Annotated in this window: 18 protein-coding genes, 1 tRNA gene and 1 pseudogene; 13 read left to right on the top strand and 7 right to left on the bottom strand. The window is 70.1% G+C overall.

From position 1 onward, the window contains the following. Positions 1-21 precede the first annotated feature (21 nt). From OG214_RS23475 to OG214_RS23465, 3 genes are all read left to right on the top strand, one after another. Positions 22-1,113, top strand: coding sequence for a carbon-nitrogen hydrolase family protein (locus tag OG214_RS23475; RefSeq protein ID WP_405985851.1), 1,092 nt, complete (start codon positions 22-24; stop codon positions 1,111-1,113). Then, positions 1,110-2,309: an MSMEG_0565 family glycosyltransferase gene (locus tag OG214_RS23470; RefSeq protein ID WP_405985850.1), complete on the top strand. Its 1,200-nt coding sequence runs from the start codon at positions 1,110-1,112 to the stop codon at positions 2,307-2,309. Before OG214_RS23475 ends, OG214_RS23470 begins: the two co-directional genes overlap by 4 nt. 145 nt (positions 2,310-2,454) lie before the next feature. After that, positions 2,455-2,530: transfer RNA gene (locus OG214_RS23465), tRNA-Arg, on the top strand. Positions 2,531-2,597: 67 nt separating this feature from the next. Here the strand turns inward: OG214_RS23465 and OG214_RS23460 are convergent. After that, positions 2,598-3,191, bottom strand: a pseudogene (locus OG214_RS23460) (tyrosine-type recombinase/integrase); the annotation flags it as partial. Positions 3,192-3,252: 61 nt separating this feature from the next. Here OG214_RS23460 and OG214_RS23455 point away from each other — a divergent pair. After that, positions 3,253-3,870 (top strand): hypothetical protein, encoded by a 618-nt coding sequence (locus OG214_RS23455; RefSeq protein WP_405985849.1) that lies wholly within the window; start codon positions 3,253-3,255, stop codon positions 3,868-3,870. A gap of 412 nt (positions 3,871-4,282) precedes the next feature. Further along, complete coding sequence (locus tag OG214_RS23450; RefSeq protein WP_405985848.1) at positions 4,283-6,361, top strand: restriction endonuclease; 2,079 nt, start codon at positions 4,283-4,285, stop codon at positions 6,359-6,361. A 1,231-nt stretch (positions 6,362-7,592) separates the two neighbouring features. Here OG214_RS23450 and OG214_RS23445 read toward each other — a convergent pair. Continuing rightward, complete coding sequence (locus OG214_RS23445) at positions 7,593-8,315, bottom strand: right-handed parallel beta-helix repeat-containing protein (protein ID WP_363079549.1); 723 nt, start codon at positions 8,313-8,315, stop codon at positions 7,593-7,595. Positions 8,316-9,021: 706 nt separating this feature from the next. Here OG214_RS23445 and OG214_RS23440 point away from each other — a divergent pair. Together OG214_RS23440 and OG214_RS23435 are read left to right on the top strand one after the other, a co-directional pair. Next, positions 9,022-10,113 carry a glycoside hydrolase family 11 protein gene (locus OG214_RS23440; protein ID WP_405985847.1) on the top strand — a complete coding sequence of 364 codons (1,092 nt, stop codon included), beginning with the start codon at positions 9,022-9,024 and terminating at the stop codon, positions 10,111-10,113. A gap of 32 nt (positions 10,114-10,145) precedes the next feature. Continuing rightward, positions 10,146-11,150, top strand: a complete 1,005-nt coding sequence (locus OG214_RS23435) for a polysaccharide deacetylase family protein (protein WP_405985846.1) — start codon at positions 10,146-10,148, stop codon at positions 11,148-11,150. Between the two features lie 186 nt (positions 11,151-11,336). Here the strand turns inward: OG214_RS23435 and OG214_RS23430 are convergent, their stop codons facing one another. Further along, on the bottom strand, positions 11,337-11,969 hold the full coding sequence (locus tag OG214_RS23430) for a response regulator (protein ID WP_405987585.1): 633 nt from the start codon (positions 11,967-11,969) through the stop codon (positions 11,337-11,339). Continuing rightward, the gene (locus tag OG214_RS23425; RefSeq protein ID WP_405987584.1) at positions 11,969-13,231 is read right to left on the bottom strand and encodes a sensor histidine kinase; all 1,263 of its coding nucleotides are present in this window, start codon (positions 13,229-13,231) and stop codon (positions 11,969-11,971) included. Before OG214_RS23425 ends, OG214_RS23430 begins: the two co-directional genes overlap by 1 nt. Positions 13,232-13,563: 332 nt before the next feature. Between OG214_RS23425 and OG214_RS23420 the strand changes: the two genes are divergently transcribed. The 4 genes from OG214_RS23420 to OG214_RS23405 all read left to right on the top strand — a co-directional run bounded on the left by OG214_RS23420 (position 13,564) and on the right by OG214_RS23405 (position 19,012). Continuing rightward, positions 13,564-14,310: an ABC transporter ATP-binding protein gene (locus tag OG214_RS23420; RefSeq protein ID WP_405985845.1), complete on the top strand. Its 747-nt coding sequence runs from the start codon at positions 13,564-13,566 to the stop codon at positions 14,308-14,310. Further along, positions 14,304-17,078, top strand: coding sequence for an ABC transporter permease (locus OG214_RS23415; RefSeq protein WP_405985844.1), 2,775 nt, complete (start codon positions 14,304-14,306; stop codon positions 17,076-17,078). Before OG214_RS23420 ends, OG214_RS23415 begins: the two co-directional genes overlap by 7 nt. 172 nt (positions 17,079-17,250) lie before the next feature. Continuing rightward, positions 17,251-18,402 carry a PP2C family protein-serine/threonine phosphatase gene (locus OG214_RS23410; RefSeq protein ID WP_405985843.1) on the top strand — a complete coding sequence of 384 codons (1,152 nt, stop codon included), beginning with the start codon at positions 17,251-17,253 and terminating at the stop codon, positions 18,400-18,402. A gap of 283 nt (positions 18,403-18,685) precedes the next feature. Then, positions 18,686-19,012 carry a plasmid stabilization protein gene (locus OG214_RS23405; protein ID WP_363079544.1) on the top strand — a complete coding sequence of 109 codons (327 nt, stop codon included), beginning with the start codon at positions 18,686-18,688 and terminating at the stop codon, positions 19,010-19,012. 226 nt (positions 19,013-19,238) lie between these two features. On the opposite strand, the gene OG214_RS23400 is transcribed toward OG214_RS23405, so the two are convergent. After that, entirely contained in the window at positions 19,239-20,030 is a 792-nt protein-coding gene (locus OG214_RS23400) for a hypothetical protein (RefSeq protein WP_405985842.1), read from the bottom strand. Here OG214_RS23400 and OG214_RS23395 point away from each other — a divergent pair. Continuing rightward, positions 19,970-20,323, top strand: coding sequence for a hypothetical protein (locus OG214_RS23395; RefSeq protein ID WP_405985841.1), 354 nt, complete (start codon positions 19,970-19,972; stop codon positions 20,321-20,323). The two genes, OG214_RS23400 and OG214_RS23395, sit on opposite strands and share 61 nt — an antisense overlap. A gap of 112 nt (positions 20,324-20,435) precedes the next feature. Here the strand turns inward: OG214_RS23395 and OG214_RS23390 are convergent, their stop codons facing one another. Continuing rightward, positions 20,436-21,251 carry an adhesin gene (locus tag OG214_RS23390; protein WP_405985840.1) on the bottom strand — a complete coding sequence of 272 codons (816 nt, stop codon included), beginning with the start codon at positions 21,249-21,251 and terminating at the stop codon, positions 20,436-20,438. 483 nt (positions 21,252-21,734) lie between these two features. Between OG214_RS23390 and OG214_RS23385 the strand changes: the two genes are divergently transcribed. Then, entirely contained in the window at positions 21,735-22,562 is an 828-nt protein-coding gene (locus OG214_RS23385; RefSeq protein ID WP_405985839.1) for a MerR family transcriptional regulator, read from the top strand. Between the two features lie 238 nt (positions 22,563-22,800). On the opposite strand, the gene OG214_RS23380 is transcribed toward OG214_RS23385, so the two are convergent. Next, entirely contained in the window at positions 22,801-24,489 is a 1,689-nt protein-coding gene (locus tag OG214_RS23380) for an MFS transporter (RefSeq protein WP_363079539.1), read from the bottom strand. Between the last annotated feature and the right edge of the window lie 364 nt (positions 24,490-24,853).

Raw genomic sequence — 24,853 nt, 5'->3', positions numbered from 1 at the left:
CCGAGGAGCGCTGAACGACCGATGAGCACAGTCCGGATCGCGGCCGCCGCCGCCCACTTCGGCCGTGACCTGGAGTTCGATCTCGCCCGTATCGCCAAACTCATCGACGACGCGCGCCGCTCGGGCGCCGGGCTGCTCGTCCTGCCCGACGCCGCGCTCGGGGGCTATCTGGCCGATCTGCGCCATCCGGACCCGGAGGCGCTCCCCCCGGCCCTCAAGCCGGACGACCCCTTGATCCTGCGGGTCGCCCGGCTCGCCGCCGAGATGGTCGTCTGCGTGGGCTACTGCGAGGACGGCGGCGACGAGCGCTACAACTCCGCCGTGTGCGTCAGCGGCGACGGCGTCCTCGGCCGCCATCGCAAGGTGCACCTTCCGGCCGGGGAGGTCGCCGCCTACGCGCCGGGGGACCGTTTCGCCGCCTTCGACACCCCTGTGGGCCGGCTCGGCATGCTGATCGACTACGACAAGACGTTCCCCGAGTCCGCCCGCTCCCTGGCCCTGGACGGCGCCGAGATCCTCGCCTGTCTCTCCGCCTGGCCCACCAGCATCACCAACCGCGCGCCGCGCATGGCCCAGGACCGGCAGGCCAAGCTCTTCGACCTGTACGACCAGGCGCGCGCCGCCGAGAACCAGGTCGTCCTCGCCTCCTCCAACCAGACCGGCGCCATGGGCGGCATGCGGTTCCTCGGCCAGTCGAAGGTCGTCGGACCGGGCGGCGACATCCTCGCCCGGACCTGGGCCAAGGCGGGCCTGGCCGTGGCGGAGGTCGACGTGGCCGCCGAGCTGGACCGCGCCCGCCGAGTCCTGCGCCACCTGGACGAACGCCGCCCGGACGCGTACCGCGAGACCGGATGGGCGAGCGGTGACGGTCCCGCACACGGGAAACCCGAACCGGCGGCCAATGGCGGTCCCCCGTACAGGAAGCCCGAACCGGCGGCCAATGGCGGTCCCCCGTACAGGAAGCCCGAACCGGCGGCCGACGGCAGTCCCGCGCGCCGGGAGCCCGGACCGGCGAGCGGCGCCCCGGAACCGTACGAGACCGCCGAGCGCCGGATCCCCGTGTACCAGGAGACCGGGGAGATCCCCGCGCAGTCCCGGAAGATCCCCTCATGAAGATCGCCCTGCTCAGCTACTCCACCAAGCCGCGCGGCGGCGTCGTGCACACGCTCGCGCTCGCGGAGGCCCTGGCCGCGGCCGGAGCGGACGTCACCGTCTGGTCGCTGGGGCGGGGCGGCGATTCGGGCTTCTTCCGCGAGGTCGGCCCGGACGTACGCGTACGGATCGTGCCGTTCCCGGAAGGGCCGTCGGACGAGACCGTCGGCGCGCGCATCCTCCGCTCCATCGCCACCCTGCGCGAGGCCTTCGACCCGTCGCCGTACGACATCGTCCACGCCCAGGACTGCATCAGCGCCAACGCGGTGGACCGCTGTGTCCGCACCGTCCATCACCTCGACCACTTCACCACGCCCGAACTGGCCGCCTGCCACGAACGGGCCATCGTCGAGCCGTACGCCCATATCTGCGTCTCCCGGTCGGTCGCGGACGAACTGGCCCAGGGCTGGGGCCTGAAGGCGGAGGTCATCCCCAACGGAGTGGCCTACGAGCGCTTCGCCACCACCGACCCGGCGGCCCGCGACGCCTGGCGCTCCCGCCTGGGCCGCTATGTGCTGACCGTAGGCGGAATCGAACCCCGCAAGGGCTCCCTGGACCTTCTGGAGGCATACGCGCTCCTGCGTGCCGAGCGGCCCGAGGTACGGCTGGTGATCGCGGGCGGCGAGACCCTCTTCGACTACCGCGACTACCGAGCCCGCTGGGAGACCCGCGCCGCCGAACTCGGCGTGGAACCGGTCGTCCTGGGCCAGGTCCCCGAGGACGACCTCCCCCCGCTCGTCGCCGCCGCGGCCGCCTTCGCGTTCCCCTCCGTGAAGGAGGGCTTCGGCCTCGCCGCGATGGAAGCCCTGGCCGCCGGAATCCCCCTGGTCGTCCGCGACCTGCCGGTCCTGCGCGAGGTATTCGGCCCCACGGCCCGCTTCGCCACCACCCCCCGGTCCCTCGCCACCGAACTGGCCGCGGCCCTGACCGACAACGACGCGGTACGCCGCACAGCGGGCCGAACCCTGGCCGCCCACCACACCTGGCCCACCGCGGCCCAACGCCACCTGGCCTTCTACCGCAAGCTAAGCGAACCGAACACCCCCCACCCCCCGCCCCCGGACGTCCCCGCCGGCCTCCACCAAACCCCCAGCTCAGAGCAGACCCACAGGAGACAGAAGACAACAGGGGCGAACCCCGGGTGGCACATCCGCTAGTCTGTCAGTGGTCGGCCAGCTTCCCGCCGCACCGATCGCCCCAACCCACCGGACGATCGCAGCAGGAACCCTCCGACCAGCGGGTTTGTCGAGCGGAGTCGAAGCTCAGCCACTGAGCTCCCGACAAGGCTCTCCTCAAACCCCGGCCTTCGTAGCTCAGGGGATAGAGCACCGCTCTCCTAAAGCGGGTGTCGCAGGTTCGAATCCTGCCGGGGGCACCAGTCGAAAGGCCCCGGACCGATCATGGTCCGGGGCCTTTTCACGGCACCATTTGACGGCAGTCGCGTCTCAGGTACCCGACAGACGGCGCTTGAGTAGGCGGTCCATGTGGCTGATCGCCTCCCGCTGCGTGTCATGCACGACGTGCGTGTGCACGTCCATCGTGATGCTGATCTTGGCTGTGTCCGAGGATTTCCATGATGGCCCTCGGCACGACGCCAGCGGCGATCACCAGCGCCGCGCAGCCGTACCAGGCGTCGTGCAGCCGGACCACTCGCAGATCGGCGTCAGCTGCGACCCGGGCGAAGGACTGGTCGACGTTGCGTGGCCTCTACCGGTCGGCCGTTTCTCGTCGCGAAGATGTATCTGTCCTCGGACCAGGCGACGCCTGTGGTCGCGAACATCTCCCACTGCCGCAGGCGGTGCCATCGCAGCGGCGCGATGCACAGGGCTGGCATCGGAACGGCCCGGCGGCGGCTCTTGGGGTCGTCGTCGTAGAGCGTTCCCCTGCGACGCTGTGTCTGCCCAGCGCAGGCCCACCAGCTCGCCGCGCCGCAGCCCCATGCAGACGGCCGGCACGAACGCGGCATAGAGGGGGTCGCGGCGCGCGGCCTCCAGGAAGGACAGTGTCTCCTTCAGGGACCACGGGTTGATCGCCCGACGAGTTCGGCCGCATAGGAGCGGGTATGGAGGTCCCGCACTCGTCGTGCGTATGGGAGGGGCGATGCTGACCATTCTGATCTCTGTGCTTGCCGTCCTTGTGTCGCTGGGCTCTTTAGCCCTGTCGTACGCGTCCAGCCGCCGTTCCCACATGCCCGTCTTGCAGTTCATGTGGGAGAGCAGGCAGGGCGATTCCGGCGAGCCCAAGTGGTGGCTCGTCAACGTCGGAACAGGTCCGGCGACAAACATCGTTGTTGCCCAGACCGTGAGAACGGGGCTCACAAGAGGACTCAACGGAGAAGTGTGGTTCAACCCAGTGCTGGTGCCCTCAATCCCGGCCGGGGGAAGGCTTTCCCTGTCATGGCTCGGTGGGACCATGGGTTTGGAGTGCGGTCTTGGAGCCAGCTACACGGATGTTGAGCGGTACTTCTACACCACCAAGTGCGGCGATGACGTCTCAATGTTCTTCAGCGGGTTGCATCTTCCTCGTTGGCCCCTGTTGAAACTGGGCGGGAACAAGGCCGTCAAGACATGGTGGGGCGTGGAAGACCTTGCCGGCCCTCAATGGTCCTCGGTCACTGCCGATCACGTCCGGCGACGCTGGTGGTTGCCTTCACGCTTTGGGCTGTCACGTCGCCTCGGCGGTTGGGCTGACCCAGTGCTCTCCTACCAGCCACGATAAGCAATCAACTTCGAGGCACAGCGACTGAGAGGCCGCGCAAACAGGTGGGGCGGCGTCTGAGTTACAACTTTCTCTACTGATTCGAAGACGGCAGGGCCTCTCTCCGCCCCGGCACACGGTGGCCCCGTTCGTGGCTGGCATGCCGCCATGCCACAGCCCACGGGCACCGTCGCCCCATCGGTCAACCCACCCCAAAGAAAGGAGTGTCAAATCCCTGGCAAGTGGCACGCTTTCTCTCTGACGGGCCGGGTCGACAAGTGGATGCCATGCGCCCGGAGGAGACATCGACCATCTGTGCCAAGTGGATGGGCGAGTCGATCGTTGCCGACTAGAGTCGCCCCATCACTGCTGGTTATGGGGCCAGGGCTTGGTGCACGCACGCCGAGTCTCTGGTGGGGAGGGCCTGTAGAGCATGAGCCGTCGCTCCAATGGGTTGGTCGGTGTCTGGGCTGAAGCGCAGCGCCAACAGCAACGTCAACGTGAGGCGCAAGCCAGATACCAGCGGAATCAGGAGAGGCAACAACGCGCCTACCAGCGAGAGCTCGCGCGCGGCCACCGCGAGCAGAGAGCGGCCTACCGGGAGCAGCGCGAGGCGGAGGCCCGGCGACGCACGGAGGAACTCGACGCACGGGTCGAGTCTTTGCAGGGTCTGTTGGCGGCAGGGTGCCGGGCTCCGGCGTTCCGGGCCGACACACTGGCTCGGGCGGAGCAGATCGAGGCATTCTCCCCGGGACAGCTCGCGCACCCCATCCGCATGCCGGACCCGAACCAGTACCAGCCGCAGGGTGGTTGGACCGCCGCACGGCGAGCTCAGGCACAGGCGGAGGCCCGGTCCAGGTTCGAGCGCGACTGGCAGGCCGCACAGGCTGCGGAAGCACAGCGTCAGCACCAGTTGGCCACCTACCAGCTGCAGTACCAGCAGTGGGCCGAAACCCAGCTGGGCGAGATCCGTCGGCACAACGCCGGCATCGCAGAGATGACGACAGGGCTTCGCAGCGGAGATCCCGAGGCCGCGGTGGAGTATTTCTCCGCCGCCCTCTACGCCTCGACCGGTTGGCCGGAGGACCTGCCCCGTCAGGTGTCCGCAGCGTACGACTCCGGTGCGCGCCAGTTGGTACTGAACTGGGAGCTGCCCAAGTACGACGTCGTCCCGGAGGCGAAGTCGGTGCGCTACATGATCAACGCCGATCAGGAGAAGGAGTCGCCCCGACCTGTCACGCAGCGCCGCGCCCTGTACCGGGACGTACTCGCACAGTGTCTCCTGTTGGTTCTGCGTGATCTTTTCGCAGCCGATGAGTTCGGTGCACTGGAATCGGTCGCGTTGAACGGGTTCGTGGACGATCACGACCCGACGACCGGCCGACGGGCACCCATGTTCCTCGGCACTGTCATGGCCCCGCGTTCGACTTTCGCCGAGCTGCATCTGGAACAGGTGAACGCTGTCAACTGCCTGGTGGACGGACTCCGGGGGCAACTGTCTTCGCGCCCCGATCAGTACGCGCCCGTGCGGCCCGGCCGTGTTCCCGAAGACGTCGGTAACGGTGTCGTCACCCATGGAGGCGACGAAGAGCCGGATCTGTACGAGATGGATCCCATCGCCTTCGAAGCGCTGGTCACCGATCTGTTCCGGGCCATGGGCATGCAAGCCGTGACCACACAGCGCTCGAACGACGGTGGCGTGGACGTCGATGCGCTGGACCCGACCCCGATTCGCGGCGGCAAGATCGTCGTACAGGTCAAGCGCTACCGCAACACCGTGCCTCCGACAGCCGTCCGCGACTTGTACGGCACCGTCCAGGACGCTGGCGCCAACAAGGGTGTCCTGGTCACGACGTCCGCATTCGGCCCCGGCTCGCACACCTTCGCCAACGGCAAGCCCTTGGAACTGGTGGCAGGCTCCGAACTGGTCGACCTGCTGCACCGCCACGGACTGCGCGGGCGACTGGGCAGCGGCGAACGCTCGGTGCCCGCCCAGCGGACAGCGCCGGACAGTGAGTCCAGCACGGACGACCACAACGTGCTGGGCATGTACTGGTCGGGTAGCGTCGCCTTGGACGTGTGCGCGCTCGTCTGCCACGGCAACCGGGTGCTGGACGACGACCACTTCGTCTTCTTCAACAACCCCCGGACACCCGACGGCACGGTCCGCGCGCTCATCCCCGTCGCGCCGGACAGAGCCGCCATCCACGTCTCCTTCGATGCTCTACCGGCGCGCGCTGATCGCCTCGTCGTCATCGCCTCGGTCGATCCTGTCGCCAACCCCGCGGCCGACCTGTCCGGGTTCGCCGACGCCGGTATTCGGCTGCTGGACTCCGAGGGAACCCCACTCGACCAGTTGGAGGTCTCCGACGGCCGCGCCGGCGAAACCGCCCTCGTACTGGGGTCCTTCCGTCGCCGCGCGAACGGCGACTGGGAGTTCGTCACCGGAGGCAAGGGATACCGAGGCGGCTTGGAGGAACTGGTCCAGGAGTACGGCATCGATGTGGATTAGCGCCCCTGCCGGCATAAGACCTCAAGCGGGGTGCCGCCGATCCTTCGTGTCTGTCACGAAGACCCGCTGCCGACCGCCTGCCGAGTAGCCCCGGTTCAGAACGGATTCAGCACACATCAGGACGGGAAACCACGCGAACGCGCGAGAACCCGGGAGAGGAATTCTTCCAGGCGAGGCACCCTGCGCCCGACATTTATGCAGGTCACAGCCTCACCCCGAGCGCTTGGTGTCACATTCCTGCCAGGTCTTGCCGTACGCGCACTTGCGGGCACGGGTGCCGTCCGGCTGAAGGTCCAAGCTAAAGGCGGCTTGGACCTTCACCTCCTGGAGTAACCGTCCGTCGGAGCAATCACAGGCTCGGACGCCGCGACCGGGGGACGCCATTTGCCCCCGAGGGGGCGAGGGAGGCAACGCTCTCCCCGGAGTCGTCCATGTACCGATCAAACGCCTGAACAGCGGCGTCGGCCGCATGGAAGGCGTGGACCCAGTCCGGACTGATCCTCTGGGAGTGCCACCCGTCCGGGCCGCCTCGTTGCACCTCGACGCTGTACACCGACCGCTGCTTACGCGGACCCTCCACGGCTCCCTCTTCCATGCAATGACTGAGTGGTGCGGCGCGCATGAGCACTCGTAACAGTCTGCTGGAACGGTGGTTGGGCTGTCTCGGGAGCAAGCAACCGGCCATCTCCCCTTGGCCGCCGAGTTCCTGAGTGAGGACGCCGGACGTGCCGGATTCGTGCCAGGTCTCGCGGGGAGTAGCGGGAACTGTCACTGCTCTGCCGCGGGTCGGTCCGGCAATCGCTTCTGGAGAACCCGAGCTTCCCAAGCTGAGGGCTCAAGCCACCAGTGCCAAGGGGTACGTTGCGGGGATGCCGACCGAGTCCGTACCAACCTGTCCCCAGTGCGGTCGCCCCTTGAAGGCCGGCGCGATGGCGCTCTGTCACCGCGAGGAGGACGACAGTCGAACCTGCCGTGTGGTCTGGGGCTGCTCCGATCAACACGTCTGGTGGAAGTGGGCCGACCGTCCGAGCGCCCCGTTGGAAGTCTGTCCCTACCCGGATCTGATGGACGGCTGACATCCACACCTGACATCGACAACCGGCCCCGGACTCCTCGTCCAAGGCCGGTTGCGTGGGCGGTGCGTGAGCGGGCGGGGAGCTGATCCCTCGAAGATCGTCTCGCGGATCGGGGTCGTCCGGCACGGGCTCGTCGGCCTCGGGCGCGGGGACGGTCAGAGGGTGGTGTTGCCGCCCTTGTTGGTGATGCTCGCCTTCTTGCAGTTGCTCCAGGTGAGCTTCAGGCCGGTGCTGCCTCCGCCCTTGCCGCCCCACTTGATCACCGAGATCTTCTTGCCGCCGTAGCCGCCGCTCTTGTACTTGTTGCTCTTGAAGACGTTGCCGCTTCCGCAGGTCTCGCCGTTCTCCAGCCGGCCCCATTCGCTGAACAGGCCGTACTGACCGGAGCCGGTGAAGGTGTTCCCGCTGACCGTGTTGTTCTTGCTGCCGTCCCTGATCCGCACGGGGTCGCCGGTGATCGTTGAGAACTTGTTGCCGGTGATGCTGCTGCCCGAGGTCTTGACCAGGTAGATCCCGTGCATGTTGCCGCCGTTGCGCAGGTTGGAGAAGGTGTTCTTCTTGATCACGATGCCGGAGGAGTTCTTGACGTGGACCCCGGCGTAGCCGGTGGAGCCGCTGAGGTTGGTGAACTGGTTCCCGGAGACCGTGACGTTCTTGACGTTCCTGAGCAGGATGGCGTTGTCATGGCCGGAGAACTTCTTGCCGCTGATGGTGAAGCCGCCGGGGCCCCCGTCGATGCAGAGCTGGTAGTCGCCCTTGGGGCACTTGACCTGGCCGGGGTACTTGGCGGCGGCGATCGCCGTGCTCGGTGCGGCCATGCCGGCCAGTGCCAGGGCACTGCCGACGGCGGTGGCGGTAAGGGCATGACGGATGTGCATGGGTCTCTCCTCCGGTACTGCCTGCTGGTTGCTGCTGGTTCTCGCTGGATGCGAGAACCACTCTTCCCGGGAGACCTTGGGGAAACCTGGAACCGACTTTGAAACGCCTGCTGACGCCCCGGGCAGAGGGATAACTCCGGGCAGCCGACGGCACGTCAGGCTCCCCTGCCCGTCGTCCGCCCCCCCTGCTCACCAGCAGGCTTGAGGACTACCTCGAAGAGCTCTTCCGCCGCTTCGGCTGATCATCTCGCTCCCCCGGGGGCTCTTGAGGCAGTCGTCATGGTCCGATCTCGATCGGGAAAATCTTCGAAACATTCGAAGCGATCATCCGCATTCCCGTCTTGCGCTAGGGAGCTTCTTTTCAGCTCGGCTCGATCTCGTCGGTCAGAGGTGGCCGTGAGCTGGATGAATGCCTCCCCGCCGACATGTGCGGTCCGCGAATATTTCGTATTCACTGCCGAAAGTGTTGACAGCTGACAGGGCCAGATCAACACTGTCGCCGTTGGCAGAGCTCAACCACTGTCGATGTGGGCCGCCACCGTGACCTGGCTCCGGTCCCCGGGGACACGACCACCCGCGGAGTCCGGCCGTGTCGCGCGACGGCGACCGCGCGGTCGCCGTCACCGCATGCTCAGCGACAACCTTCAGGCGCGTGTCACGCTGCCTGGCCCCATCGGCCTCACGAGGACGAGGAGGAAGCACGCATATGAGCGACGCACCCGCACACGCACACGCACACGTACCCGCACCCGCACCGCCCGTCGCACACACCGCACCCCCGCCGCGCCGCAGGCGCCGCCGCTTCGAGTTGGCCGGCCGTTTCAGGCTGCTCATCAGCAGTGCCTGCACCCTGCTGCTGGTCGCCGTGGCCGCGATCGCCCTGCCCGGCACCGCCAACGCCGACACGGTCGTCACCACGAACCAGACCGGCACCAACAACGGTTACTACTACTCGTTCTGGACCGACGCACCGGGCTCGGTCTCCATGAACCTGGCCTCCGGTGGCAGTTACGGCACCTCATGGAGCAACACCGGCAACTTCGTCGCCGGCAAGGGCTGGAGCACCGGAGGACGCCGGAGCGTGACCTACTCGGGCACCTTCAACCCGTCCGGCAACGCGTATCTGACTCTCTACGGGTGGTCGACCAACCCGCTGGTGGAGTACTACATCGTCGACAACTGGGGCACCTACCGGCCCACGGGGACGTACAAGGGCACCGTCACCAGCGACGGCGGTACGTACGACATCTACCAGACGACGCGTTACAACGCCCCCTCCATCGAGGGCATCCGCACCTTCAACCAGTACTGGAGCGTCCGGCAGTCGAAGCGGACCGGCGGAACCATCACCACCGGCAACCACTTCGACGCCTGGGCCCGCGCCGGAATGAGCCTGGGCACCTTCAACTACATGATCATGGCCACCGAGGGCTACCAGAGCAGCGGTAACTCCAACATCACCGTGGGCGACACCGGTTCGGGTGGCGGAGGCGGCGGTGGCGGAGGCGGGGGCGGTGGCGGCGGAGGCGGAGGCGCGTGCACCGCCACCCTGTCCGCCGGACAGCAATGGAACGACCGCTACAACCTCAACGTCTCCGTCACCGGCTCCAACAACTGGACCGTGACCATGAACGTCCCCTCCCCCGCCAAGATCCTCTCCACCTGGAACATCAGCGCCACCTACCCCAGCGCCCAAGTACTCACCGCCAAACCCAACGGCACCGGCAACAACTGGGGCGTCACCATCCAGCACAACGGCAACCAAACCTGGCCAACCGTCACCTGCGCCACCACCTGACCCCTCGATCCCAGGCTGGAGGACCGCTCCTCATGAAAGCCAGAACACACCGCTCCTTACGCTCCCTGATCACCAAACTGGCCGTCGTCGCGATGGCCGCCGCGAGCGCCGTCACCGTCAACACCGCCGCCCCGGCGCAGGCCGCCGCCTGCAACGGGTACGTCGGACTCACCTTCGACGACGGCCCGTCCGCCACCACGACGAGCCTGCTCAACGCGCTCAGGCAGAACGGGCTGCGGGCCACGATGTTCAATCAGGGCCAGTACGCGGCGGGCAACCCGTCCCAGGTCAGGGCCCAGGTCGACGCCGGCATGTGGGTCGCCAACCACAGCTACACCCATCCCCACCTGACCCAGCAGAGCCAGGCGCAGATCGACTCGGAGATCTCCCGGACCCAGCAGGCCATCGCGAACGCGGGCGGAGGCACACCCAAGCTGTTCCGGCCGCCGTACGGCGAGACCAACGCGACGGTGAAGTCGGTCGCGGCCAGGTACGGCCTCACCGAGATCATCTGGGACGTCGACTCCCAGGACTGGAACGGCGTGAGCACCGACGCGATCGTCCAGGCCGCCGGCCGGCTCACCAACGGCCAGATCATCCTCATGCACGACTGGCCCGCCAACACGCTCGCCGCGATTCCGCGTATCGCCCAGGGGTTGGCGGCCCGGGGCCTGTGCGCCGGAATGATCTCTCCGCAGACCGGTCGCGCCGTGGCCCCCGACGGCAGCGGTGGCGGAGGCGGCGGTGGGGGCGGCGGTGGCGGAGGCGGTGGCGCGTGCACCGCCACCCTGTCCGCCGGACAACAATGGAACGACCGCTACAACCTCAACGTCTCCGTCACCGGCTCCAACAACTGGACCGTGACCATGAACGTCCCCACCCCCGCCAAGATCCTCTCCACCTGGAACATCAGCGCCACCTACCCCAGCGCCCAAGTACTCACCGCCAAACCCAACGGCACCGGCAACAACTGGGGCGTCACCATCCAGCACAACGGCAACCAAACCTGGCCAACCGTCACCTGCGCCACCACCTGATACGGACCGACACCGCACCTGCGGCGCGGCGGTCATGGACCGCCGCGCCATCCGGCCGCCTCCAGCGGGGCTCGTCGGCGGTCCCCGCCGTGACCGGTGCCGACGTGACGGGTGCCGCCCGTGCCCGGTGCCGCCATGACCGGTGCCAGCGTGACTGGTACCGACGCGTGACCGGTGCCGGGGGGGTCATGCCCGTAGGTACGTGAGTACGGCCATGACCCTGCGGTGGGTCTCGTCGGCCGGAGGCAGGTCCAGCTTGGTGAAGATGCCGCCGATGTGCTTGCCGACCGCGGCCTCCGAGACCACCAGCTCGCGGGCGATCGCGCCGTTCGACCTGCCCTCCGCGATCAGCGCCAGGACCTCGCGCTCGCGCGGGGTGAGCCGCTCCAGGGGATCGCGGCGGCGGCGCAGGAGCCTGCGCACCACCTCGGGATCGACGACCGTCCCGCCGTTCGCCACCTCGTGCAGCGCGGCCACGAACTCCTCGACCTGGCCGACCCGGTCCTTCAGCAGATAGCCGATGCCCGATCCGTCACCGGAGTCCAGCAGTTCGGCGGCGTACATCCGCTGCACGTACTGACTGAGGACCAGGACGGGAAGCGTGGGCCGCCGCTCGCGCAGCCGCACCGCCGCGTGCAGTCCCTCGTCCTGGAATCCGGGCGGCATGCGCACGTCCGTCACCACGATGTCGGGTGTGTGGTCCTCGGCCATGGCGACCAGCGTCTCCGCGTCACCCACCGCCGCCACCACCTCGTGGCCGAAGCGGCCGAGCAGACCGATGAGCCCTTCCCGCAGCAGCACGCTGTCCTCGGCGAGCACTACGCGGAGCGATCGGTCCACTCGCAAGGAAGCTCCACACGCAGCACAGTTGGTCCGCCCGGCGGACTGGACAGGGAGAGTCTGCCATCCAGGACCGACACCCGGTCCGCGAGACCGGTGAGCCCGCTGCCTGCCGTGGCGTCGGCGCCGCCCCGGCCGTCGTCGCGTACGTCCAGGAACAGCCGTCCTTCGCGGTGGTGCCCGGTCACTTCCGCGCGGTTCGCCCCACTGTGCCTGGCAATGTTGGCGAGAGCCTCGCAGACCACGAAGTACGCGGCGGACTCGACGGCCCGGGGCAGCCGGCCCGGCAGTACGAGGTCGACGTCCACGGGGACCGCGGAGCGGTCGGCGGCGTCGGAGACCGCCGCCCGCAGGCCGTAGTCCTCGATGACCTTGGGGTGGATGCCGTGAATGAGCTCACGCAGCTCCGCGAGCGCCTCGCCCGCCTCCTCATGGGCCTTGGCGAGCTGGTCGGCGAGCGGTCCGGGCGGTGCGTCCAGCCGGGCCAGACCGAGGGTCATCGTCAGCGCCACCAGACGCTGTTGCGCTCCGTCGTGCAGATCGCGCTCGATACGGCGCCGCTCCGCCTCGAAGGCATCCACCAACCGGACCCGGGAACGGGCCAGTTCGACGACCTTGGCGCCCAGGTCCTCCTCGCGCGAGGCGATCAGGAGACGGGTCAGCTCGGCCCGCGCGCCCGCGGCGACGCCCAGAACGTACGCGCACAGGCCCAGGAGGACGATGCCGAGCACGGCGACGCCGAAAGCCGCAGGCCAGGTGGTGACCGTCCATTGCTTGAGTACCTTCGCCTCGCGGCCGTCGCCGGCCGTGGCCATCAGCAGCGGGGTGACCGCCATGGACAGGGGAAAGAGCGACGCGACCACGACCGCCAGGGCGTCGACCGGCCACAGCAGCCCCGCGAACAGCAGGGCGAACCCGAGTTCGCGCCAGGTGGCCCGTTCCCGCAGACGTGTCGTCAGCCAGGCCCGCGGCCCCGGTGCCGCGGGTATTCGGTGCGGGTCGGAGACCGGATCCAGGTCGATCAGACGCAGTCTGCGCCGCTCCGCCCACGCCACCGGGATTCCGGCGAGGGCCGTGACGATCAGCAGGGGAAGCCCCACCAGGACGAGGGCGAGAACCCCGCCGACCGCCGCCAGGGTCACGATCGCCACCAGGGCCGCCGCGCCGGTGACCGCGCCGGTGACCAGATACCCCGCCGAGCGCCACGGCCACGCCGACAGCAGGAAGTCGGACCGGGACATGGCCTGCCACACGTTCCGGGGGTGCGGGGGCAACCGGGGGTGCGCGGGGATCCGAGGGTGCATGGGGATCACGCTAGGAGGCCCGCCCTTCGCCGTGCCATCGGGCCAAGTGGTCGATCGGGGGTAGGGCCCGCCCTACCTCCGAGTCTCGTCCCTGCCGTACTGCGCCGTGGTGCCTCCGCACGGTTTGGTGGAGGAGCGCCGGCCCGGGGGCGCCGTTGGCGTGGGGACAGGCGCCGTTGGCGTGGGGACAGCGGGGACAGATGAGTAATGGGGCAGATGAGTAGTGGGGACATGTGAGCCGTGTGCGTCCTGTGAGTTCTGTGAGTCCAGTGAGTCCAGTGAGTAACGACGGCATCCAATTGCGCTCCGTCACAAGGCGGTACGGATCGGGCGGCGGGTCCGTGACCGCCCTCGACCGGATCTCGCTCTCCTTCCCGAGAGAAACGTTCACCGCTGTCATGGGCCCTTCCGGCTCCGGCAAGTCGACACTCCTCCAGTGCGCCGCCGGGCTGGACCGGCCCACGTCGGGCTCGGTCGCCGTGGGCGGGACCGAGCTGACGAAGCTGAGCGAGACCAAGCTGACCCTGCTGCGCCGCGAGCGCGTCGGCTTCGTCTTCCAGGCGTTCAACCTGCTGCCCTCGCTGACCGCCGAACAGAATGTGGCGCTGCCTCTGCGGCTCGCCGGCCGCCGCCCCCCGAAGGCCCGGGTCCGTGAGGTGCTGCGCCAGGTCGGACTGGGTGAGCGGGCGCGGCACCGCCCGTCGGAGCTGTCCGGTGGCCAGCAGCAGCGGGTCGCGCTGGCCCGCGCGCTGATCACCCGTCCCGAGGTCCTCTTCGCCGACGAGCCGACCGGAGCCCTCGACTCGCGGACCGGCCGCGAGGTGCTCACGCTGCTGCGCGGAATGGTCGACCACGAGGGTCAGACGGTCGTCATGGTCACGCACGACCCGGTGGCCGCCTCGTACGCCGATCGCGTGGTCTTCCTGGTCGACGGGCGGGTCAACGGCGAACTGATCGCGGCCTCCGCCGAGGACATCGCGGCGCGCATGACCAAGCTGGAGGCCGTACCGTGCTGAGCACCGCCCTGCGTACCCTTCGCGCCCGCTGGGTCACGTTCGCCGGCAGCTTCGTCGCGCTCTCCCTGGGCGTGGCGCTGATCGCCGTCATGGGTCTGGCCCTGGCGTCCTCGCTGGACGCGCCCGAACGCACGCCCGAGCGGTTCGCCGCCGCCCCTGTCGTGGTCAAGGGCGCGGACACCCTGCGCGTGTCCACCTCGGTCGGTGACCGGGTCCAGAGGCTCGCCCACCCTCGTGCCGTGCCCGACGAGGTCGTCGCGAAGCTGAGGAGACTCGGCACCGTCGTCGCGGACCGGTCATTCGCCGTACAGATCCGGGGCGGACCAGCCGACGTACAGGCCCGGAACGGGTCAGCCACCGCGCAGGCCCGGGACGGGTCGACCACCGCGCAGGTCGGGCGCGGGCCCGGTGGCCTGGTGGGGCATCCCTGGTCCACCGCCGCGTTCGCCCCGTACCGCATCGACGCGGGACGTACGCCCCGAGCAGCCGACGAAGTCGTCGTCACCGGTGACTGGGCCGCACCGGGCACCCGGGTGCGGACCGACCGCGGCACCGTACGGGTCGTCGGGACCGTCGCGCGCACCGTCGCCGGGCGGCCCGGCTTCGAGAACGCCGTCTTCTACACCGACCACCGCGCCGCCGAACTGTCGCCGCGCAGCACCCAGCTCGTCGTGGACGCCGACCCCGAGGCCGTGCGCGAGGCAGTACGGGGCAGTGCCGGCGTACGTGTCCTCACCGGCGACGCGCGCAGGTTCGCCGACGCCGATCCCGACCGGGACAGGGAGGCCCTCACCGCGATGAACGCCATGTTCGGCACGGCCGCCGGGGTCACCGGATTCGTGTCGGTGTTCGTGGTGGCGTCCACCTTCGCGTTCGCGGTCGCCCAGCGGCGCCGGGAGTTCGGGCTGCTGCGCACCGCCGGGGCGACCCCGGGGCAGCTCCGCCGCATGGTCGTCGCCGAGGCCCTCGTGGTCGGCGTACTCGCCTCGGCGACCGGCTGCGCGCTCGGCGCGTACGGGGCGTCGGTGCCCGCCGCGTGGGCGGTCGACGAAGGCCTCGCACCCCGCTGGTTCACCATCGGCGACGAGATCTGGCCGTACCACCTGGCCTTCTGGACGGGACTGCTCGTCGCGCTCTGCGGGGTGGTCGCCGCGTCCTGGCGGGCCGGCCGGACCGGACCCGCCGAGGCACTGCGCGAGGCGTCCGCGGACACCCGGGCGCTGACGCGGGGCCGCCGGCTGTGCGGCCTCGCCCTGCTGCTGACCGCCGCCGTAACGCTCGGCCTGGCCCTGGTCACCGACCCGGGCGACCTGTTGCACCGCAAGACCTATGTGAGCCGGCCGATGCTGCTGATCACCGCGGTCGCCCTGCTCGCACCGGTCCTGGTACGTCCGCTGACCCGGCTGCTCGCCTGGCTCCCCGCCCGGCTGCCCGGCGCCGGCGGCATGCTGGTCCGGGAGAACGCCGCCGCCGGTGTCCGGCGCACCGCCGCCGTCGCGGCACCCGTCCTCGTCACGGTCGCGTTGGCGGGCTCGCTCCTGGGCGCGACCGCCACCCTGAACGAGGCGAAGGCCACCGAGGCGCGCGAGCAGACGGCCGCCGACTTCGTGGTCACCCCGGCGGACGGCGCGGGCTTCGACGCGGCGACGCTGCGGAAGATACGCGACGTGCCCGGCGCCGAGGTATCCGGAAGCGAGGCGTCCGGGCCCGACGTGCCCGGCACCAACGCGTCCGGCACCGAAGGGCCCGGCACGGAGCTGTCCGGCACGGAGGTATCCGGTGCCCAGGCCTCCGGCGCCGACGTGCCCCGCGCCCAGGGGCCCGGCACCGACGTGTCCGTGACGTCGTCCACCGCCGTCTACGTCCTGGAGGACGGCACGGCGCTCATCAAGTCCGAGGGCCGGGCCGCCCACCCCGGACCGCTCGCCGCCACCACCCGGCTGCCGCTCACGGCCGGAAAGGTGAGCGACCTCGACGACGGCTCGATCATCGTCAACGAGGAGTGGGAAAAGCACTCCGTGGGCGAACTCGTGGACGTGTGGCTCGGCGACGGTACGAAGAAGTCGCTGCGGATCGCCGCGGTGATGGCCACCGGCACCGGCGGCAACGGCGTCTACATCACCCCGCGCAACGCGTCCGGCGCCACCGTAGACCGCGTCGATGTCAGCCTCGCGGACGGACCCGACAAGGCGGACGGAGCCCACAAGGCAGACGGAGGCGGCAAGGCAGACGGAGGCAACAAAGCCACCGCAGACGCCGTGGCCGCCGTGGCCGACGGTCTGCGCGAGGCGGTACGCGCCTCCGGCGGGCACGTTCACACCAAGGACCAGTGGGTGCGGGCCAGTTACCCCGAGACCAACCGGACGACCCGGCTCGGCTTCCTTCTGGTCCTCGGCATCGCCCTCCTCTACACCGGCATCTCCCTGGCCAACACCATGGTCATGGCGACCTCCGACCGGGTACGCGACCTGGCCGTGCTTCGCCTGGCAGGGGCCACCAAGGGGCAGGTGCTGCGTCTGGTCGGCGCCGAGGCTCTGATGGTGGTGGCGGTGGGAGGAGTGCTGGGCCTGCTGGTCGCCGGGCTCAATCTGACGGGCATGTGGAGCGCCCTGGGCATCCTGTCGGTGTGGACCTCCGTCAAGATCCCCTGGACAGCTCTCGGCGCCGTCGTGGCTGCTTGCGCGGTCCTCGCGGTCGTCTCGTCCGTCGTCCCCGCCGCACTCGCCCTGCGCCACAGGGCGGTGGAGCAGGCAGGCGTCCGGGGGTGACCCCGGCCCAAACAACAAACAGGTCACGAAGCCACAGGGAAGCCGCGAGTCATGAGTTGGCAATATAACCGCATAGACGCATAGGTCGCTACCAATCGGGCAAAACCGGCAAATGAACATCCATGGAATTCGCGCGGATCGGCTGCTGGAGCATCCGATGGGGCGCGGTCTCGTGACTGTTCCGATCGCCTTGATCGTCGTAATCACCGCGGTGGACATACATATGCCGGTGGATGTTCATCTGGGCGCGCTGCTGGTCGTCGCGCCCGCCCTCACCGTGTCCTTCGCCGGGCCGCGGCTCACCTCACTGATCGGAGCTCTGGCGGTGTCGGCCGAGGTGTTGATCGCCACGCTTCACGGCGGCCTGACCAGCACCAATCACATCGCGCAGATCATTTCGCTGATCGTCCTTTCCACCATGGTGACGTTGATCTGTCTGATACGGGAGCAGCGTGGCCGGGAGCTGAGCCGGGTGCGGTCGGTGGCCGAGACCGCACAGCGGGTGCTGCTGCGTCCGCCGCCCCGGCGGGTCGGGCCGCTGCGGGTGGCCTGGCTGTATCTGTCCGCCGAGCACGAGGCCCAGATCGGAGGTGATCTGTTCGGGATCGCCCGTAGCGCCCGCGCAACCAGCCGGGTGGTCATCGGCGATGTACGGGGCAAGGGCCTGGACGCCATCGGGGAGGCGTCCCTCGTACTGGGCGCCTTCCGTGAGGGCGCCCACCGCTGCGACACACTGCCCGAGCTGGTGACGGCGCTCGAAGAGAGCGTCAGCCGGAGCATGGACGAGGTCGCGGACACCGAGCACGATCACGGCGAGCACTTCATCACCGTCCTCACGCTCGACCTCCCCGACCATGCCTCACGGGCCGAGATGGTCAACTGCGGCCATCCCCCGCCACTGCTGCTGCACGGACACCATGTCCAGGTCCTGCACTCGCACTCGCCGGCACCGCCGCTGGGGGTGTGCGAACCCTACGAAACGGTCTACGGCACCGACTCGTTCACTTTCGAGGCCGACGACACCCTTCTGCTCTACACCGACGGCGTCATCGAAGCCCGCTCTCCGGAAGGGACCTTCTATCCGCTCGCCGAACGTGTCGCCTCCTTCCCCAAGTCGAGTCCCGAAGCCCTGCTGCGCCGTGTCCACGAAGATCTGCTCAGGCACACCGGTAAGCACCTCGCGGACGACGCCGCCCTCATGGTCATCGAACGCACCCCCTCCCGGCTGCGTCTCCACGCCTCCCAGATCCCGGCGCACCCCCACTCCCACGGGGTCACGGAGTGGGTCAACGGCAGCTCACTGCCGCCCACCACGACCAACTGAGGCGGGGACAGGCACGGCCAACTGAGGCCGGGACAGGGGCGGCAGAGACGGCAGAGGCGGCAGAGCGGTTCGCGGCAGAGGCGGCGGGAGGTGACCGCGCGGTGTCCCCGCCCCGTCCCCCGTACGGCTCATTCCGTGTCGCGCCGGGGCGCTTCCGGGCGTGCAGTGGGAACGGCGGGCGTGTCGCGGCGGTCCGATGTGAGGACCGTGGTTCAGCGGGTACGCGCCGATGCCGAGCGCGCTCGGCCCATGAGGGGCGGAGCCTGGTTCAAGGAGAGGTGCCATGCCGCGAGGTTCGAGTCCCAAGCGGGACCGTCAGTACGAGCACATCAAGGAGGGCGCGGAGAAGCGGGGAACGCCCACGGGCCGGGCGAAGGAGATCGCGTCGCGCACGGTGAACAAGGAGCGGGCGCGCTCCGGGGAGGCGAAGACGGCGAGCAGCGCCTCCCTCCGCGACCCGAAGTCCGCTTCGCAGCGTGGTGGGCAGCGGTCCCAGAACGGTGCGCAGGGGCCGACGAAGGACCAGCTGTACGCCGAGGCGAGGAAGCGCGGCGTCGAAGGCCGTTCGTCGATGAACAAGGGCCAGCTCGCCAAGGCCCTCGGTCGCTGACTCCGCGTTTCACGATTCCGCGATCCGCATCCGCGATCCGCGATCCGCGATCCGCGGTCGGCCGGTGACTCGGTGGCGCATGTCGGCAACACGCCATCCACGTCCCTTCCAGCAACCACAACGATCCCAGTGTCCTCAGCAACCCCAGCGACCCCAGTGACTCAGCAATCCCAGCAATCCCAGTGATCCCAGTGATCCCCCAGCGACCTCGATGATCGGTCTCCGCCTACGGGTCCTGCCGTACGGCGGTCGTCCAGGGCAGTGCGACCTGGCCGGTGACAAACCAACTCCACAGACCGATCCGCAGCCTCTCACCCGCCCCGGCCGACGATTCGGCGAAGCTGACCGTACCGTCGGCGGTGTGCCGGGTGGCGCCCCACTCCAGTTCGAAGCGCCGGGTCCCGGCGCGCTCCTGCGGCGGGACCTGGGTCGGCGGCAGAATCTCGTCAAGTGCCCATAGATAGCCGCTCTGTCGGTAGACAGGAGTGACACGCTCCCAGGTGAGTTCCAGAATCGTGCCCGTGGCGGGGATGGTGACCAGGGCACCGCGCGCGCCGTTGCCGTAGCGGGTGTTGAAGGCGAGGACCTCCGCCGTGCCCTCGGGGTTGAGGTGGCTGGTCCCCCGGCCGGCCCGCGAGCCGGCCGGGCAGGCCGCCACCCCGTTCTCCTCGATCACCGAGCGGGCACAGACCGGGAACGACTCGGGCCGGAAACGGATTGAGTCGTCGAAGAGGAAGACGAAACGGCGCGCACCGGCCGGGGCACCGCCCGTATCGGCCCTGCTGGTGCGGTCGAAGGCCACGCGTACGCCCCGCTCGGTGGCGCCGTCCGCGGTGACCGTGGCCGAGAGGGCGTCGATGTTCCGCGGGCCGGGGACGTCGGGCTCGTACGGGCGTTGGGGACCGCCGGGGGTGGGGTCGGGCGGGAAGGCGTGTGCGGCTCCGGACGGCGATCCGTATGTGGGTCCCTTCGGCGGCGTGCCGACGGCCGGTGGTGTTCCCCCTGCCAGCAGCAACACGGTGCCACCGGACGCGCATCGCGGGCGGGCTCTTCCCGGACGACCCCGAACAGCACGAGTTGGTGGACGAGTTGCTGTCCCGCAGCGAGGAGTTCCGGTACCACTGGGCGCGGCACACGGTACGGACCAAGGCGTACGGCCTCAAGCGCATCGACCACCCCGAGGCCGGTCCGCTCACGCTCTCGTACGAGATCACCCGCTTCCCGCAGGACAGCGAACTGAGCCTGCTCGTGTACACCGCGGGCGCGGGCACCCCGGAGGAGAAGGCGCTGCGCCTGCTGGCCTCGGGGTGACGGACACGACGGCGCGCGGCACCCCGCGTACCCGCGCACCCGCGTACCCACGCGGCGCCGGCACTCGGCGGGCGGGGAGGCAAGCGGGGCGGGCAGGCGAAGTGCGGGCGCGTCAGGCGCAGTCGACCTTCATCTGGGCCGCCGCGTGGTGGGCGCCGTAGCGGTCCGGGCTTCCCCAGTCGCGTCCCCGGTCGAGGAGTTGTACCGAGAACGACTCGCCCTCGACCCGGTAGCTGCCCACGTTCACCAGACCGCCGCGGTGCGCGGTCTGGCGTACGCCGAAGGCCGCGTACGCGGACGTGATGTCCGAGGGGTCGGTCAGAACGCGGTAGACGGTGGGGTGGCCCGAGGTGTCGCGGTCCCGGCCGCTGTCCGGTACGTAGACGGCGAGGGCGCACTTCGCGTACCCCTTGCCGAGCTTCCAGGACCAGACCGCGGTCGAACCGCGGTCCTGGTCGGGGCTGCCCGACATCGGTACGGCGGAGAACCTGCCGTCGCAGGTGTCGCCCCGGTGGCCGCCGGAGGTGACGGTGTACCAGGCGGCGTCACCGTTCTCGAAGCGGCCGTGCTCGCGGTACTCGCCGCTCGCGCAGCCCGGACCCGCCCAGGCCGTGTAGCCGGCGTCCGGACCGGACCCGGTGGCCATGGAGGTCACCCCGTCGTCCGGAGAGGGCACGTCGCCCCCGGCCTCGGATTCGGTCCCGGCCCCGGTCCCCGGTTCGGCCCCGGTCCCCGGTTCGGTCCCGGTCCCGGAATCGGTCTCGCCGCCGGCCAGCCCCGGCAGTTGCGGTGGTCCGAACCCGGTCGGCACGGCGACGATCCCGGTGTCCTCGGCGTCGTTCCCGCCGTTCCCGCCACCGGATCCCGCCACCGCGGCGACCGTGGCGCCCACACACACGAGGGCGAGCACCGCCGTCGTGGCCAGCACACGCACGCGCCTTCGCGTGTGCGAGACCTCGGCCGAAGGCCCCGGGATCCCCGGAGTCCCCGGGGTCCCCGAGAACGCCGTGGGCGACGCCCTCGCGCCCGTACGGGCATGGCTACCGGTCCCGGGGCGGATACCGATACGGGTGGTGGCACCGGCGGCGGTACGGGTGATGGCACCGCACACAGGGCAGCCCATGCCCGGCAACGGACCTCCCGGACCTCCAGGGCCTCCAGGGCCTTCCCGGCTCCCGCGGCTCCTCCAGCTTCCCCGGCTCCCCCAGCCTCCCCGGCTCCCCCGGCTCCCCCGGCCGCTCGGGCCTCCCCGGCCACTCCCGCACCGTTCGCACCTCATGCCGCCTCACTATGGGGGATCGCGGGGAGGCCCGGCAGCGGAAGCCGACGATTCGTTGACCTTGACCCAAGGTCAGGGCGCACCGTCGGGTCACCGGGCCGACGGTGGCCCGGTGACGGAGGATGGGACCTCGTGGAACTGCTCACGATCGGCGAGTTCGCGGCGCGGTCGCGGCTCTCGCCCAAGGCGCTGCGTCTGTACGACCGGCTCGGTCTGCTGGCCCCGGCCCGGGTCGACACGGTCACCGGCTACCGCTGGTACCGCGAGGACCAGGTGGAACGGGCCAGACTGGTGGCGCTGCTGCGGCAGCTCGACATGCCGCTGGCCAGGATCGCCGAGATCGTCGTACTGCCCGGTGACCGGGCCGCGGACGCGGTCGCGGCGTACTGGTCTGACGTCGAGGAACGCCACGCCCGGCAGAGCACGGTGGCCGGCCATCTCCGTGACCGACTTTCCGGCAGGAGAACGCATATGTACGAGATCAGGACCGTGGACGTACCGGAGCAGGCCGTCCTCACCGAGCGCAGGCATCTGCTCGCCGACGAACTGCCCCGCTGGATCCCAAGTGCCTTCGACCGTCTGACGAAGGCCGCGGCGGAGTGCGGGGGTGTCGCGGGCATCCCCTTCGTCGCGTACTACGCGGAGGTCAGCCTGGACAGCGACGGGCCCGCGGAGACATGTGTCCCGGTCGCGGACGTCGCGGAGGCGGAGGCGTACGCGGCGGCGAGCGGCCGTACGGCGACGCTGCGCGTCGAGCCCGCGCAGCGTCTGGCGTACACCCGCGTCACCAAGGCGCGGGTGGCGCATCCGCAGATCCTGTCGGCGTTCGAGGCGGTGGAGGAGTGGATCGAACGGCAGGGCCTGACGGTCAGCGGCCCCTGCCGTGAGATCTACTTCGCGGACTGGGAGGCGGCGTCGGCGTCGGACGAGGTGTGCGACGTGGCGTTCCCGGTGGCCTGACCCCTGCCCGGCCCCACGCGGCAGCGCCCCGCGAGCCGCGTGGGTCCGCGACGGCCGGCCCGCCTCCGCGCCGGCCGTACGAGGCCCGCCTACGGGAGGCGGCGGCCCGCTTACGGCCAGCGGCCCACGTACGGGAGGCGCCCCGCGTACGGCCGACAACGGCCCACGTACGGCCGACGACGGCCCACGTACGGGCGACGACGGCCCACGTACGGGCGGCAGCGACCCGCGTACCCGGTCAGCGGAGTTCCTCCGGGCACGCCGTCCCCCGTGGGAGCTGGTACGGCGCCGCCAGGCGGTAGACCCCCGGGCGGGGGGCCAGGAGTTCGGTCCATTCGTCGCCCTCCACCGTCTCCTCCGCCTTCATCAGACAGCCGTTCGGGTTGGTGAAGACCTTCGGGCCGTCCTCGTCCGCCTTGGACGCCTCCGTCTCCTGCGGGGGTACGACGCTCTTGCCGTCCTCGTCCACCAGCCCCAGCCACGGCGAGTACGGGATCCGGATCAGCACCCGGCCCGCCGACTTCACATGGATGGTCAGCTCGCCCGCGCCCGCGCGGTCCACCGTCGCCGGCGGGTCGGCCAGCGGCTTCGGGTCCTTGACGGCGAAGAGCTGCCAGTTCGCGTCGCCCCAGACGTGCTCCAGATAGGGCTGGCCCCGCTGTACGAGCTCCGCCTCCAGGGCCGCGCCCGAGTCCGGCCTGCCCTTGGGGAGCACGACGTAGTGCACGGCCCACCGGTCCAGCCAGCCGCGGTAGCTGTCGGCGGTCAGGGTGTCGTCGTAGAAGAGCGGATTGCGCTCCATGTCCGCCTGCCGGTTCCAGCCCCGGGCGAGATTGACGTACGGCGAGAGCGCCGAGGCCTCGCGGTGGCTTCTGGCCGGGACCACCTCGACCCGGCCCTTCTCCGCCCCCACCTGCTGCAACTGGTACACCAGCGGCGCCAGCTCACGCGCCCAGGACGCCGTCGGCGCCGTACGCACCATGTCGTCCACGCCCTTGAAGCCGATCCAGACGTTCAGTCCGACGAACGCGATCAGCAGGGCGTATCTGCGCCGGCCCCGGGGCGCGGTGTACGGCAGGGCCGCGAGCAGCACCACACCGCCGATGATCATGGCGAACCGGGAGACGTTCGACCCGATCTGCGAGTCGATCACATAGGTGAGCAGGACCCCGATGCCGTAGACGGCCGCGGCGGCCCGGACCGTACGCCAGTCCCTGGGCACGAGCACGAACACGAACACCGCGAACAGGAAGGGCAGCGACGCCGTCCCCACCGACATCGGCTGTGTCCCGGAGAACGGGAACAGCCACGCGGAGAGCGCCACGACGACGGCGGGCGCGAGGCCGAGCGCGTACGCGCCGGGGCGCCGCTTGTTGAGGAAGAGCGCCGCCGCGACGACGCCGAGGAACAGTCCGGCGACCGGGCTGGCCGCCGTCGCGAGCCCGGCGAGCGGGGCCGCGGCGACCGCCTTGGCCCAGCGTTTCGTACGCCAGCGGTGCGGCCAGCAGAACACCGCGGCGACCGCGCCGAGCGCGAACATCACACCGAGGCCGAAGGTCACCCGCCCCGACAGGGCGTTGCAGAGGAACGCGAAGACCGCGGCGACCGAACACGCCACCGGATTGCGCACGGCGCGGACACGGACCAGGATCAGCGCGGTCAGCGCGGCGGACACGGTCCCGGCGACCATCATCGTCGTACGGACGCCGAGGACGGACATCAGATACGGCGAGACGACGCTGTACGAGACGGGGTGCATCCCGCCGTACCAGGCGAGGTTGTACGCGGAGTCGGGGTAGCGGCCGACGAACTCGGCCCAGGCGTCCTGGGCCGCGATGTCGCCGCCGCTGTTCGCGAAGAAGAAGAACCACAGCACGTGAAGCGCCGCGGCGACCAGGGTGGTGCAGAGGACCGGGTGCCGCTCCACCCACGCACGCGGACCGGTACTGGGCCGCCCGGCCCGCCCGAGCCGCCCGGGGGGAGACGCCGACGGAAGCTCTCCCGGGCCGGGCCCCACGACTCCGGACCCTGGCGCCGGTTCCGGCCCGGACTCACGGAGCGCCGGGGTGGGCTCACGGGGCTCGGGCTCACGAAGCCCCAGCCCGGAGTCGCGGGGCCTGTGCTCGCGGGGCTCCGGTCCGGAGTCGCCGAGCCCGGACTCACGGGGCGGCGGTCCGGAGTCGCCGAGCCCGGAGTCACGGGGTTCCGGCCTGTGCTCGTGGGGCGCCGGCCCGATCTCGCGGGGCTTCGCGTCGTGCTCGGGCGCGGGCAGCCCTATTCGCGGCCCTTTC

The organism is Streptomyces sp. NBC_00872 (genome assembly GCF_045161915.1).
In the GTDB taxonomy this organism is placed as follows: Bacteria; Actinomycetota; Actinomycetes; order Streptomycetales; family Streptomycetaceae; genus Streptomyces.
Note: the sequence above shows the minus strand (reverse complement) of the source record. Positions and strands in the feature narration are given on the sequence as shown.

What these genes read in the sequence shown, in the direction of transcription:
- OG214_RS23450 (WP_405985848.1), top strand. Translation starts at nt 4,283, where the DNA reads ATGAGCCGTCGCTCCAATGGGTTGGTCGGTGTCTGGGCTGAAGCGCAG.
- OG214_RS23440 (WP_405985847.1), top strand. Translation starts at nt 9,022, where the DNA reads ATGAGCGACGCACCCGCACACGCACACGCACACGTACCCGCACCCGCA.
- OG214_RS23475 (WP_405985851.1), top strand. Translation starts at nt 22, where the DNA reads ATGAGCACAGTCCGGATCGCGGCCGCCGCCGCCCACTTCGGCCGTGAC.
- OG214_RS23425 (WP_405987584.1), bottom strand. Translation starts at nt 13,231, where the DNA reads ATGTCCCGGTCCGACTTCCTGCTGTCGGCGTGGCCGTGGCGCTCGGCG.
- OG214_RS23455 (WP_405985849.1), top strand. Translation starts at nt 3,253, where the DNA reads ATGCTGACCATTCTGATCTCTGTGCTTGCCGTCCTTGTGTCGCTGGGC.
- OG214_RS23435 (WP_405985846.1), top strand. Translation starts at nt 10,146, where the DNA reads ATGAAAGCCAGAACACACCGCTCCTTACGCTCCCTGATCACCAAACTG.
- OG214_RS23470 (WP_405985850.1), top strand. Translation starts at nt 1,110, where the DNA reads ATGAAGATCGCCCTGCTCAGCTACTCCACCAAGCCGCGCGGCGGCGTC.
- OG214_RS23405 (WP_363079544.1), top strand. Translation starts at nt 18,686, where the DNA reads ATGCCGCGAGGTTCGAGTCCCAAGCGGGACCGTCAGTACGAGCACATC.
- OG214_RS23445 (WP_363079549.1), bottom strand. Translation starts at nt 8,315, where the DNA reads ATGCACATCCGTCATGCCCTTACCGCCACCGCCGTCGGCAGTGCCCTG.
- OG214_RS23395 (WP_405985841.1), top strand. Translation starts at nt 19,970, where the DNA reads ATGTGGGTCCCTTCGGCGGCGTGCCGACGGCCGGTGGTGTTCCCCCTG.